Annotated in this window: 8 protein-coding genes; 3 read left to right on the forward strand and 5 right to left on the reverse strand. The window is 34.6% G+C overall.

What is annotated here, in order from left to right:
* Nucleotides 1-4 precede the first annotated feature (4 nt).
* Nucleotides 5-712: a hypothetical protein gene (locus ABID42_RS05200; protein WP_367282746.1), complete on the reverse strand. Its 708-nt coding sequence runs from the start codon at nucleotides 710-712 to the stop codon at nucleotides 5-7.
* A 344-nt stretch (nucleotides 713-1056) separates the two neighbouring features.
* Here ABID42_RS05200 and rpsJ point away from each other — a divergent pair, with 344 nt between their 5' ends.
* Nucleotides 1057-1362, forward strand: coding sequence for a 30S ribosomal protein S10 (gene rpsJ / locus ABID42_RS05205; RefSeq protein ID WP_184135098.1), 306 nt, complete (start codon nucleotides 1057-1059; stop codon nucleotides 1360-1362).
* Between the two features lie 72 nt (nucleotides 1363-1434).
* Here rpsJ and ABID42_RS05210 read toward each other — a convergent pair whose 3' ends face one another.
* Nucleotides 1435-3159: a M3 family oligoendopeptidase gene (locus tag ABID42_RS05210; protein WP_367282747.1), complete on the reverse strand. Its 1725-nt coding sequence runs from the start codon at nucleotides 3157-3159 to the stop codon at nucleotides 1435-1437.
* Nucleotides 3160-3341: 182 nt separating this feature from the next.
* Between ABID42_RS05210 and recQ the strand changes: the two genes are divergently transcribed.
* Entirely contained in the window at nucleotides 3342-5486 is a 2145-nt protein-coding gene (recQ, locus tag ABID42_RS05215) for a DNA helicase RecQ (RefSeq protein WP_367282748.1), read from the forward strand.
* Nucleotides 5487-6118: 632 nt separating this feature from the next.
* On the forward strand, nucleotides 6119-8998 hold the full coding sequence (locus ABID42_RS05220; RefSeq protein WP_367282749.1) for a PAS domain S-box protein: 2880 nt from the start codon (nucleotides 6119-6121) through the stop codon (nucleotides 8996-8998).
* A 60-nt stretch (nucleotides 8999-9058) separates the two neighbouring features.
* On the opposite strand, the gene ABID42_RS05225 is transcribed toward ABID42_RS05220, so the two are convergent.
* The 3 genes from ABID42_RS05225 to rhaT all read right to left on the reverse strand — a co-directional run bounded on the left by ABID42_RS05225 (nucleotide 9059) and on the right by rhaT (nucleotide 13248).
* On the reverse strand, nucleotides 9059-10582 hold the full coding sequence (locus ABID42_RS05225) for a response regulator (protein ID WP_367282750.1): 1524 nt from the start codon (nucleotides 10580-10582) through the stop codon (nucleotides 9059-9061).
* A gap of 5 nt (nucleotides 10583-10587) precedes the next feature.
* Nucleotides 10588-11727: an FIST signal transduction protein gene (locus ABID42_RS05230; RefSeq protein ID WP_367282751.1), complete on the reverse strand. Its 1140-nt coding sequence runs from the start codon at nucleotides 11725-11727 to the stop codon at nucleotides 10588-10590.
* Nucleotides 11728-12171: 444 nt separating this feature from the next.
* Entirely contained in the window at nucleotides 12172-13248 is a 1077-nt protein-coding gene (gene rhaT / locus ABID42_RS05235) for an L-rhamnose/proton symporter RhaT (RefSeq protein ID WP_367282752.1), read from the reverse strand.
* Between the last annotated feature and the right edge of the window lie 308 nt (nucleotides 13249-13556).

The following is a 13556-nucleotide window of genomic DNA, read 5'->3' on the forward strand; positions in this document are numbered from 1 at the left end:
AAATTTAGATATTTCCGCTTATTTCTTGAACGGTTGCAGCCAAACGAGTATAATATAAAGTCGTTGTAGCCTCAAAGCCAGAATCCGTTCCTAAAATCAACCAAAGGTTACCATTTGCATCAGTTTTACCTGTAGCTACTCCTGTTTTTCTGATTAATTTGTACTCGCTTTTTTCTGTACCATTGGCAATATTTCCATACACTTTCATATCGTCACCACTAGTGGCTTGTTGCATTTTTTTAATATTCATGGTATAATGATTTGAAGTACTGTCAAGCACTTTTTTAGGTTCAATACCTGTAAAACCTAAACCAAAATAAACACTTTCGCCCGGAGCACCGCCCACACCAACAGCATTTGAAGGAGCATTTGAAGCAAGTTCTACTTCAAAGCTAATCGTATATTTTTGATTAGCTTTCAGCCCTGAATATTTTCGGCTCAGGAACATAAACAAGTCGTCGCTATGGTTATTTCCCGAAATTCTGAGTGCTTTTTTAGTCGTATCTAAAGGCAATGGCAAATTGGCTCTACTGTACGATAATTGGTAAAAATTCTCTTCCCCAACAGGATAATCAGCGAAGTCACCCTTCCATCCTTCTATAGAAGTATTGAAGTTTTCATTGATATAAAACGTCGGAATGTAAGGTGTACTTTCCAAGGCACATGAAGATAGAATAGAGGCTACGAATAAACTTAAAATGATTTTTTTCATGATATTTTTTTAAAGTTTGTTTCACCAATGACCCTCCTCTTGTTCAAATAGTTGGAAAATATTTTTATATTTTTTAGAGGAAACAGCTATCATTCTGATAGTCAATACCATAAAATTTCTCACCCTAATTTTAAAAACAGTTTCAATTGTATTAATCATTTGAATGATATCCTTCCTTTATCTATTGAGAAAATAGGTAGTTAAAAGAAGATAATCTTTCATATAAAGAATATTTTTTACCGTTATCGTTCTGAATATTAATAAATTCACTAATTTTGCAGTCCCGAAAATGAAGCTAATGGTACTTTCGTTGCGGGAATTACAAATTTTAACGTACCAATACAATGAATCAAAAAATCAGAATTAAATTGAAGTCATTTGACCACACTTTAGTGGACAAATCGGCTGAGAAAATCGTGAAAGCGGTTAAAGCTACAGGTGCAGTAGTTTCAGGTCCAATTCCTTTGCCTACTAAAATTGAAAAATTCACAGTTTTGCGTTCACCACACGTTAACAAAAAAGCTCGTGAGCAATTCCAATTATGTACTTATAAGCGTTTAATTGACATTTTCTCATCATCTCCAAAAACAGTTGATGCGTTAATGAAATTAGAATTGCCTTCAGGTGTTGATGTTGAAATCAAGGTGTAGTTTTCCTTGCTTAGAACATAAAAAAATCCCTTTTAACCTTGTTAGAAGGGATTTTTTAGTTTTAGTCGGTTCTTACTTCTTCAAAATTACTAATTCAGCTTGAACGAAATTCATCAAAGACGCAATATGTTCTTTCGAGAAATCAAAAGGAATATTGGCTGCTGCATAAATTTCTTTCATCGGCTTGGTATAACCCAGTTTCAAAGCGTTTAAATAACCTTCCAAACCTTTTTGAGGATTTTCTTTATAATTTTTCCACACGCCAATCGCTCCTAATTGAGCAATTCCGTACTCGATATAATAGAAAGGCAATTCAAAAATATGCAATTGACGATGCCACATCCAAGATTTATAATTTTCTAAACCAGACCAATCTGTTACAGAATCAGCAAATTTCTCGTAAATACTTACCCAAGCAGTTGTACGTTCTTCTACGCTATGCGTTGGGTTTTCGTAAATCCAATGTTGGAATTTATCCACCGTTGCTACCCACGGAAGTGTACTGAGAATATCCTCTAAATGTTGAATTTTAGCACGTTTTAATTCATCTTCGTTATCAAAATACACATTCCAGAAATCCATCGAAATCAATTCCATCGACATTGAAGCCAATTCTGCTACTTCCGAAGGAAAATTACGGAAAGTATTCAACATCAAATCTTTCGTTACGATTGAATGCACCGCATGACCGCCCTCGTGAAGCATCGTAATTACATCACGCATCAGCGATGAAGCATTCATAAAAATGAATGGGAAACCTGTTTCTTCTAAAGGATAATTGTATCCGCCGGGTGCTTTGCCTACTCTTGATTCCAAATCCAAACGACCCATTTCTTTCATAATACTTAGGCATTCACCTAAAAATGGATCTAACTGAGTGAAACATTCAATGGTTTTATTCAATAAATCTTCGCCACCATTGAAAGGATGCAAAGCCGCACGACCTTGCGCATCCACAGATTTATCCCACGGACGTAGCTCGCTTACTTGTAAAGCATTTTTACGCTCAGTTGCTACATTATTTAAAATCGGAACAATGGTTTCAGCCACCGCTTCGTGGAAATTGAAACAATCGGCAGGAGTATAATCGAAGCGTTTTAAAGCAGCAAAAGAGTAATCACGATAATTTTCAAAACCTGCATTCAAAGCAATTTGATGACGCAAAGCAGTCAATTTATTGAAAACTTCGTCCATCTTTTCATGGTCTTGAAAACGACGTTCCTGAATTTTTCTATAAACAGATTCTCTTAAAGCACGGTCGGTATTTTCCAAGAAAACACCTGCTTGTTGAAGTGTTTTAGTTTGTCCGTCCAATTCAACCGTCATTGCTCCTACCGTTGCTTGGTATTGGCTTGACAGGTTTTGGATTTCCGTAAAAAGAGCAATGTTTTCATTTCTAAAAATCTCAGTCGATTTTTTCATTCCTCTAATCGTGATGTCAAAACCTGTTTCGGTTAATTCATCCAAGAACGGACTTTCAAGTGTTTTTTTGTTCAACACATCGTCGTACTCAGCCAAATGTGGTTGAATTTCCGTCACAAATTGATCAAAATGAGCTTTAATTTCTTTATCGCCCGTATCGCAAGTCATTTTGATATAGCGCCAAGCAAAGTTTTCAGAAAGGTAACTTTCTAATTCAGAGCGGTCGGTAAAAAATTTGCGTAAATCTTCTGCATTATTCAGTGTACGCTCTACTAAATTATCGAATAAAGGTTTTACACTTTCCCAAGTACTTAATTGGAAATCTGCCGTTAAAAACTTTCGAACTGGTGGATTAATGTTTATCGTTTTTGTCATTGTATTTTATAAAGAAATAGGCAGCTTTTTCATCACCTTTCAAGCTACTCTTGTTTTAAATTTTGTTTCTCAAAAGTAATAGAACTTTGTTTGATTGCCCCAATCTTAACCAAAAATCACCCGAAAAATGTAAATTGCATAAAAATGAGATTTAAAACAATTCCTACGTTTCGATAAAATTCATGTCACTCACCAAAGAACAAGTTCTTAAACAATATTACGGCTACAATGCCTTTCGTCCGCTACAAGCTGATATTATCGATTGGGTACTTTATGGGCAAGATGCGATGGTGTTGATGCCAACGGGTGGTGGGAAATCACTCTGCTTTCAGATTCCAGCTTTGGTTATGCAAGGTTTAACCTTGGTTATTTCTCCGTTGATTGCCTTGATGCACGACCAAGTTCAAGCCCTGAAAGCCAATGGTATTGCAGCAGAATATGTTAATTCATCACTTACTTCACAAGAACAAAGTACTATAGAACGCCAATGCAGAAATGGCGAGCTAAAACTTTTATATATTTCGCCTGAAAAGCTTTTTACACAGGGATATTTAGAGTGGATTCTTACTTTAAATATTAGTCTTTTTGCGATTGATGAATCGCACTGTGTTTCTACTTGGGGACATGATTTCCGCCCAGAATATACCAAGCTGAGTGTTTTAAAGAAAGCACTTCCAAACGTTCCGATGATTGCTTTAACAGCTACTGCCGACAAAGTAACTCGTAAAGATATTCTGACTCAACTGGGAATTCCAGAAGCTAAAATTTTTATTTCTTCTTTTGATAGACCCAACCTTTCGCTTTCCGTACAAGCTGGGCGAAATCGTATTAAAATCATTCAAAATTTCATTGCAGAACGCCCACGACAATGCGGAATTATTTACTGCTTGAGTCGAAAAAATACTGAAACAGTAGCAGAAGCACTTCGAAAAGTAGGCATCAATGCCAAGTATTATCATGCAGGAATGCCAGCACAAGAGCGTTCGGAAGTACAAAATCAATTTATTCAAGATGATATTCAAGTAATTGTAGCCACGATTGCCTTCGGAATGGGTATTGATAAATCGAATGTTCGTTGGGTGATTCATTATTCGATGCCCTCGAATGTAGAAAGTTTTTATCAAGAAATTGGTCGTGCTGGTCGTGATGGCGTAAAATCAGACACTTTGCTTTTTTATACTTACAATGATTTGTTGGTCAGGAAAGATATGATTGCGAATTCTGAACTTCCAGTGGAAATGAAAGAAGTACAAGTAGCCAAACTCGACCGCATGAAGCAATATTCTGAAGCAGAAATTTGTCGCAGACGCATCCTTTTGAGCTATTTTAACGAAGAGGTTACAAACGACTGTGGTAATTGTGATGTGTGTAAAAACCCTCCAATACGTTTTGATGCTACGCTGATTGCCCAAAAAGCCCTTTCTGCCATTGCCAGAACAGGCGAAAACGTAGCGATGAGTATGTTGATTGATATTCTGAGAGGTTCGAACAATAGACGCATCATTGAACATAAGTATCACGAAATCAAAACCTTTGGTGCTGGTAAAGAGTTAAAAGCAGACGAATGGGCAGACTATTTACAGCAAATGTTGAATTCGGGCGTGATGGACATTGCCTACGATGAAGCCCATGCTTATAAACTCAACAATGCGTCTTGGGCGATTTTGAAAGAAGGCAGAAAAGTGCAGTTGGTGCGTTACAGACCTTTTGAAGAAAAACAAGCCGAACGAGAAGCCAATATTCCAAAAGAAAAATCGAAAAGAGAAATCATCAAAGATGAACTTTTTGAAAGATTGCGAGTACTCAGAAAACAAATTGCTGATGAAAAAAACATTCCGCCTTTTGTGGTTTTCTCGGATGCTACGCTTTCGGACATGGCACAGAAAAAGCCATTGAATCAATTAGAAATGTTCAATGTTTCGGGCGTTGGTGAACAAAAATATCGACAATTCGGAGAAGCATTTTTAAAAGAAATTCGAGACTTTTTGAAAACAGTTGCCAAGAGTAGTTCAGCTACTGGCATTGATACTTTTCATTATACTTATCAGTTGTACAAAGAAGGTTTATCGGTAGAAGAAATTGCTGAACAGCGAAGTTTGAATCCAGTTACAATTTTTTCACACCTTGCAAAATTATATGAAGACGGCGAAGATATTAATATTTCAGCATTTATAACTGAAATGGAGTATCAGCAAATTATAGGTGCTGCAAAAATAATGAATGTAAAAAAAGGAGATCCTATCAAACCACTCTTTGAAGCTATGGATGCTAGGTTCGAATACCACAAAATAAGAATTGCTCTTTTAATTGCAGAAAAGAAAAAATAAAACTTTAATATTATATTTATACAATTATTGTTGCTACACATTTTTTTATCAAAAAAAATGTTAAATTTCATCAAATTTTTAGCTTGATAAAACCATTAATATTAAACTTGTATCTTTTTCAAATAATCTCAAAGATTCACTAATAGCAAGTGTTTCACTCTTAAGCCAAAAGCAGGTTTCGTTATTTTATGTTTTCAACTTTTGAAAGCAGTTTAACTGCAAAGCAAGATTTACTTATTTGAATTATCATCATTTTATACAAACAAAACATCATTGATGTACTTGCTTATTCGGTAAAATGCGAAATATTCACAAAATTCATCTTCCTACAAAAGCTTCAACTATAAAACTTAGAAAACATTAAATGGATAACCTTGTGTTTATCCTGAAGCCTTTTTTACTCCTAAAATATTTTGTTTATATAAATAATCTTTTGACCCCAAATAGTTTAGTACAAAAAAGCATTAACCATTTATAATTCATTATAAAAGAGTGAGTAAAAACTTCAACTTATGGCCTAAGTGAAGAAAAGTATCAGAAAATCATCAAAATGATATTTTGGAATAATTTATGATGTGTTGATACCTAATTAAGTAAGTTGAAGAAAAACTTTTGATTGTGTAAAAATTAATATGGAAGAAATAGAAAAGCTCAAACGTCAAATAGAGCTAGAGAAACAAGCTCACCAGCAAACCGAGATTATCTTGGAGAAAAAGGCTTTGGAACTCTACGAGACCAGCGAACAATTGCAACTGCTTAACCAAAATCTTGAACAACAAGTAAAAAATGCTGTTGATGAACTAAAAAAGACAGAAAAAAGATACCGCTACTTAATAGAATCAGTTCAAGATATTATTTATAAAATTTCTACTGATGGCATTTTTACATACGTCAATCCAGTTATCAAAGAAAGATTAGGCTTTTCTGAAGACGAAATTATTGGTCGTCATTTCTCTACTTTAGTTTTACCAAACTATCAGGAAGCTCTCATTAATTTTTATGCTGAAATGGTTCAGAATAAGGAAGAAAGTACTTATAATGAATTTCCGATTAAAGCAAAAAATGGTAATATCGTTTGGATTGGGCAAAATGTAAGACGCATCGAAAACGATGACGAATCTATTGAATTGGTAGCAGTAGCCCGTGATATTACTGAACGCAAAATAACAGAGGATACCCTCAGAGCTACTCAAGCCAGATTTAGCAACTTTATTTCTAATCTTCAAAAAGGAATACTTGTTGAAGACGAAAACCATACCATCATTTTAGCGAATCAGCTTTTTTGTGATTTATTCAATATTGATTTATCTCCTTCTGATCTTATAGGAATTAATTGTCTTTCATTAGCTGACGAAATCCAAGGGCACTTCAAAGACCCTGAAAATTTCCTTAGCAGAGTTAATGAAGTACTAGAAAAAAGGGAAATTGTTGTTGAGGAACAACTTGAAATGGTCGATGGAAGAATCATTGAAAGAGACTATATTCCAATTTTTATTGAAGGACAATACAGAGGTCATTTATATAACTTTTCGGATGTAACCGATAAATACTTTGCTCATGAGCGTCTTCGTAAAAGCGAAGAAAAGTATAGAGGTATTCTGGATAATATGACCTTGGGTTTATTGGAAGTTGACAATAACCATAAAATTCTAAGAGCTTACGATCGTTTCTGCGAAATGTTGGGCTATACCAACGAAGAACTTGTTGGGCAAAATGCTAAGGAGCTATTTTTACCCGAAGCTGAAACCGACATTGTTGATGAAAGACAAGAAGAACGAGAAAAAGGAGAAGCAAGCTCTTACGAGGTATGTCTTATCAAAAAAGATGGTACTCCTATTTGGGTATTGATTAGCGGTGCGCCAATTATTGATGAACATGGCGATACAGTTGCCTCGATGGGTATTCATTATGACATTACCGAAAGAAAATTACTAGAACAAGAACTAGAAAAAGCGAAAGAAGTTGCAGAAGAAGCTAGACAGGCTGAAAAGCAATTCTTGGCAAACATGAGTCATGAGATTCGTACTCCGCTGAATGCTATTATCGGGATGACACACTTGATGTTTGATACTCGTCCAACAAATGAACAATTTGAATACTTGGACATCTTGAAAACATCAGCTGACTTTTTACACAGTCTTATTTCAGATTTACTTGATATGGCAAAGATAGAAGCAGGACGAATAGAAATTCACAAGCATCCATTCGATTTAGTTGGTTTGCTTCGTACCATTCAAAGAGTTTTCCAGATAAAACTTGATAGTAGTCCTGTTGAAATTAATCTATTAACAGATGTCAAAATCACTGGTAATTATTTAGGAGATGATTTACTCCTAAACCAAATTCTATTGAACATTATAGGCAATGCTGAGAAGTTTACAGAACATGGAAGCATTGATGTAATGGTTAAACTTTTAAAAGAAGAAGATGAAACTTGCTGGATTGAATTCAAAATTTCAGATACGGGTATTGGTATTCCAGCTGATAAATTGGATTTAATCTTCCAAAAATTCAAGCAAGTAGATTCTGAACAAGGTCATAAACACAAAGGAACTGGACTAGGGCTTGCCATTACCAAGCAATTAGTTGAGCTTCAAGGCGGTAGTATTCTTGTAAAAAGTAGAGAAGGTGATGGTACTACTTTTACGGTTACCTTGCCTTTCCAAAGATCTAAGAATGAAGTTGTTAAAAATAACCATGTAATTAAAGAGGCTGATCGTAGCTTAGAATCTTGCAAAATACTTGTTGCAGAAGACAATGCGATGAACCAAAAATACATCAGTAGTTTATTAAACAAATGGCATTTTACTTATGCAATAGCTTCTGATGGTAAAAAAGCAGTCGATAAAGCATCAAAAGAACGTTTTGATATTATTTTGATGGACATACAAATGCCAAATATGGATGGATATGAAGCGACGATTACGATACGAAATACCAAAAATCCTAATCAAGATACGCCAATTATCGCCTTGACGGCATCCGCCATGCTCGACCAAAAGAACAAGGCTTTTGAAGTAGGGATGGATAATTTCGTTACTAAACCATTTTCACCTAACCATTTATTAAGTGTTATTCAGAATTATGTAAATACAAAATCTGAATATGCTGTAATGGTTACAGAAGAAGAAAGTACTGTTACGAAAACTTACGAAAACAATATTTTCCTTGATAACGAACGACTAACTGACCTTTATGGTGATGACAGAGAATATGCTGCTGATATTTTTCAGACTTTCCTAGAAGATGTTTTGCCTGATTTTCAAGAAATATCTAACTTAATTCATCAACAAAATTGGGAAGCATTAAGAAAGCTGGCACATAAACTCAAACCAACATTAGGAATGGTGGGGCTTACTGAACTGGAGCAATTATTGATTGGCATTGAAAATCAAGCAAAAGAAAAACCAGAGTACGAAAGTTTACAATACATGTGGAGCTTGTTTCAAATAAAATTAGACGAAAGTGTTCCTGTACTGAGAGCCGAATTAGACAAACTATTAGCGCAATAAAATTAAAAGGCTCAACGAATATTTCGTTGAGCCTTTTAATTTTATTAGCATTTCTATTATCTATCGATAACTATATTTTGCAATTTTTTGGAATAATTCGTTAGGGTTGAAAGGCTTAGTTACATAATCGTTCATCCCAACTAAAAATGCTCTATCTTGGTTATTGAGTGTTGCAGAGGCTGTCAAAGCAATAATTGGAGTGTCTGTATCTGTTTCTCTGATTCTTGCTGTAGCCGAGTAACCATCTAATACTGGCATCTGAATATCCATTAAAATCAAATCGTATTTTCCTTTTTCGTATTTATCCAAAGCGATTTGTCCATTTTCGGCTACATCAATTACAATTTGCCAACGCTCTAAGAATTTAGTAGCGACCTTGATATTCATTGGATAATCTTCTACCAGAAGTACTTTTACGCCTTTCAACGTGTTTTCATTCAATAATTCTGTATGTGCTTCGTTTACTTTCGTTCTTAGTTCTGTTCCTATTTCAAGGTCTAAAGTAAAATAAAACGTCGAACCTTTGCCTTCTTCACTTTCAAGATGAATATCACTATTATGCAATTGCAATAAACTTCTTGTGATAACCAAACCAAGACCAGTACCACCAAACTGACGAGTTGTTTCTGAATTTGCCTGCGTAAATTTATCAAAAATCATCGCTTGTTTCTCTAAAGGAATACCAATTCCTGTATCCGTTACAGAGACGTCAATCGTAACATGGGTTGCAGTACGGTGTCGTTGAGAAAGTTCTATCGTAATGCTTCCGTCTTTAGTAAATTTTACTGCATTTGAAATCAAGTTAGTGATGATTTGCCCTAAACGTAGCGCATCGCCCAATAAAACATTCGGCACATCATCATCAATCATTAATCTTACTTTGTTACCTTTCTCTTCAGCCTTTATCTGATTTGCTTTCTTGATGTTTGAGACCAATTGTTTAATATCAAAAGGCACTCGTTCAAGCTCAACTTTTCCTGCTTCAATTTTACTAAAATCTAAAATATCGTTGATAAGTACGTGCAAATTATTTGTTGAGAATTGAAGTATTTTCAAATTCTCAGCCAAAGATTCTGATACTTCTTCTTGTTGCATCAAATAAGTAAGTCCCACAATCGCATTCAAAGGCGTGCGAATTTCATGACTCATCATCGAAAGGAATTCCGATTTTGCTTGCGTAGCTGCTTCAGCCAATTCTTTCGATTTTCTTAAATCTGTTTCAAGCTGCTTGCGATTATCAATTTGAACTTTCAAGAAATCCATCAATCCTAACATATCATCAGGATTTAAAGGTTTTTCTTCTGTTTCTTCGCTTACCTCTAAAGAATAAATCGCTTCAATCAATTTTTCCACAGAAAGACGTCTTTGTTTAATTTCATCTTTGAGTTTATTATTGATTTCGGCATAATCTCTTTCATTCAATTGAGATGAATGTTCAAACAGTTCTTTATCTCTATCAAAGCTCAAGTAAGATTCATTAACCGCTTTAATAAAATTTTGAAAGTTTTCATTTTCCAGACATTCGTCTGTCAAATGTTTTTTGATTTGCTTGCCAAGTAATCTGTGAAATGTTGTGTTATTCATTCTAATCAATTTTCAGAAAGTGTGGTAATTGTCATGGTTTGGTTATGCAAGCCACAACGAGCATTTGGGTTTAATGGTGAAATTTCGCCATAAGAATAAAAACCTGTTATTACAGTTTCATCGCCCATTATTTCACGAGCCGCTTCTACTTCTTCTTCAGTTCTTTGTCCAAGTACTAATTTTCTACCCACGCAACTCACTAAAATGGCCAATTCTGGTGAATCTTCAAAAGGTTGGATAGAATCTTGGGCAGCTTTTGCCGAAGCGTCAATGAGTCGGTCGAAATTGGCTTTCATAAAACGAACCAAAGAGCCTTTGGGTAATTCTCCTGCAAAAGTCATACTTTTCTTTTCTTCATCAATAGAAAGTATGGTTCTTACAACGGGTTCAGCATCTTCGGTTTCACGCATTGATAAAGGAAAAAGTAAAGCCGCACCCGGAAGTCCTTCTACATATTTCCCTAAGTATTCTTTGTATAAATCCAAAGCGGCAACATCGCCAATTTTGTATAATATATTGTATTCAGATTCTGTTACTTCACGTTCCGGACCAAAACCATCCCAACCTCCCATTGTGCCATGCCCAACGCTCAGATTTTTACTGTACAAACCTATTGCAACAATTTTTCCTTCTTCTGGATTACGATTCAACCCAACTAAAGTTTTTTCAAATCTTGCTGCATCACCAGCCAAACCTCCAGAAATCAAAATCCTTTCGTCTGTCTTTTTATTCAAACTGGCAATCAACTCACTTCCATTTACTCTTCCTCCATCCGAAATGACAAAAATTGTTCTCAAATCGTCTCCAGTCAAAGCTTCAGCTATTTTTTCACCCGCAATACCGCTTTCATAATGCGAATTAATGTCTATTTCAACACTTTTGATTGATGTTTTTTCAAATTCAATGGCTGTTACAATGATTGAACCATCGTGTACAGAATCTTGGTAGATTTCACCCGAAGTTGAATTAATGACAATATCCGCATTAGGATAAAGATTTTTGAGATAATCAAAAGGTTTGATAGTCTCTAAAACAATTCTTTCCCCAAATGCCAATACCCAATTAGCATTTGAAGCAACAAAACCCTCATTTTCAGAGATAGTTTTCCATTGATTGTTAGTGAATACAGTTTGTTGGGTTTTCATAGTGAGCAAAGCTTAGGAATTTATCGAGATTATGAAATTGTATAATTTACTTCAAATCAATTCTTTAGATATCGACGAATAAATTGGGATTTACTCATCACAAATTTTCCATTTTCAGATAAAACCTTAGGCTAATTTCAACTGTAATTGGATAAAAAATTTGTCCTTTTACTCAAAGATACTACTATTATTAAAAAAAAAATATTTGACGCATTTCATATTTAAATAAATATTAACGTATAATATCCTTCATTCATCAGAACAAATAAATCAAATAGCATACCAATTTTAATCAAAAAAAATATTTGCCTTAAAAAAAGACATTTATCAAAATTTTTCATCGTTTAGTACAAACTTATATTATCACAAGATAATATTTTGGCATAAAAAAAGGGGCATCAAATTTTTCAATCTGATGCCCCTTTTTTTATATTTTTTATTTTTTTAACCTTTCAAAGAGTTGCCATAACCCACAATTAATACCGAAAGTACAATCGTTAAGATTCCGACGATGATTGTCGTTAAAGTCTTCTTAGAAACACCTTTCCATTCATTTAATACTAAACCCCATGAATTAGCTACTAAAATAATAAATGCCATGTGGAGAATCCAAGAACTAGGTCCATTTCCTAATTTACTCTCTCCCATTCCGTAAAAGAAGAATTGTAGAAACCATGTTGTTCCAGCAATGGCACTAAATACATAGTTTTTCAATAAAGGAGTTTCAGCATTGGTATAATCACCAAAAGATTTATTCTTGAAGTTCAAGTACATACACCAAATCAAATTAGTTGTTAAACCGCCCCAAAGAATAACGATATACACAACGTTGTTACGATAAAGAAATTCGCCTTGTCCGGGATTACTTGCTACCCAAATTTCATTCGCTACATTCGACATCGCCGAACCTGCTTCAATACCAAAACTAAAACAAGCACTCAACAAACCAGAAATAATCGAAAAAGTAAGTCCTTTCACAATATCAAACTCTTGGTTTTCAGCACTTGCTTGTCCTGCCAAATCTTTGTCTTTACTTCCACCTGCTTTTCCACAAATCACAATTCCTAACACACAAACAGCCAAACCAAGTAAAACCATTTGTCCCCAATTGGTAGATACTAAATCATAGATGGTATCTTTTCCAGGAGTTTTGGTGAAGTAATAATAAACTGAGGGAATCAAAGAACCAAAAACTGAACAAAGCCCAAGAATGATTGAACTACCCAATGAAATACCCAAATAACGTACTCCTAAACCGTAAGTTAAACCACCAATTCCCCACAAAACGCCCATGCCGTAAGTCCAAAACAATACGCTTCCTTCACTACTAGCAATAATTGAAGTAAAATCTGGAATGGTAAGATACGCTGCTAAAGGTGGAACAATTAACCATGAAAAAACACCTCCTGTAATCCAATAACTTTCCCATGACCAACCTCTAACTTTCTTGTAAGGAATATAAAAACTCCCTGATGCAAAGCCGCCGATAAAGTGAAAAATAACACCTAAAATTGCTCCCATAATCAATTATCTATTTGAATTTTGCTTGGCAAACACTTCTCTTTTATGTTTGCTTTTTTGTTAGAATGAATATTTTGTATCTAAGCGAAACCTAAGAATTGCCCCCAAACATCATCTTAAAAATTGAATAACATTTTTAGAGTAATTATTATAAATCTAGTTCTTTGAAAGAATAGTTTGTAAATTTGTTTCTTGGAATCGTATAAAATTTTACAAGGATAAACCAAAAACAAAAGGGAACTATCATGCACTTCCCTGCTCAAAAGATTTAAATTAAAAGAATGTATAGCAAAATTAATTCTCAGCCT

Origin of the sequence: Arcicella rosea (assembly GCF_040543805.1) — a bacterium.
Taxonomy (GTDB): Bacteria; Bacteroidota; Bacteroidia; order Cytophagales; family Spirosomataceae; genus Arcicella; species Arcicella rosea.

What these genes read in the sequence shown, in the direction of transcription:
- recQ (WP_367282748.1), top strand. Translation starts at nt 3,342, where the DNA reads ATGTCACTCACCAAAGAACAAGTTCTTAAACAATATTACGGCTACAAT.
- ABID42_RS05230 (WP_367282751.1), bottom strand. Translation starts at nt 11,727, where the DNA reads ATGAAAACCCAACAAACTGTATTCACTAACAATCAATGGAAAACTATC.
- ABID42_RS05220 (WP_367282749.1), top strand. Translation starts at nt 6,119, where the DNA reads ATGGAAGAAATAGAAAAGCTCAAACGTCAAATAGAGCTAGAGAAACAA.
- rpsJ (WP_184135098.1), top strand. Translation starts at nt 1,057, where the DNA reads ATGAATCAAAAAATCAGAATTAAATTGAAGTCATTTGACCACACTTTA.
- ABID42_RS05225 (WP_367282750.1), bottom strand. Translation starts at nt 10,582, where the DNA reads ATGAATAACACAACATTTCACAGATTACTTGGCAAGCAAATCAAAAAA.
- ABID42_RS05200 (WP_367282746.1), bottom strand. Translation starts at nt 712, where the DNA reads ATGAAAAAAATCATTTTAAGTTTATTCGTAGCCTCTATTCTATCTTCA.
- ABID42_RS05210 (WP_367282747.1), bottom strand. Translation starts at nt 3,159, where the DNA reads ATGACAAAAACGATAAACATTAATCCACCAGTTCGAAAGTTTTTAACG.
- rhaT (WP_367282752.1), bottom strand. Translation starts at nt 13,248, where the DNA reads ATGGGAGCAATTTTAGGTGTTATTTTTCACTTTATCGGCGGCTTTGCA.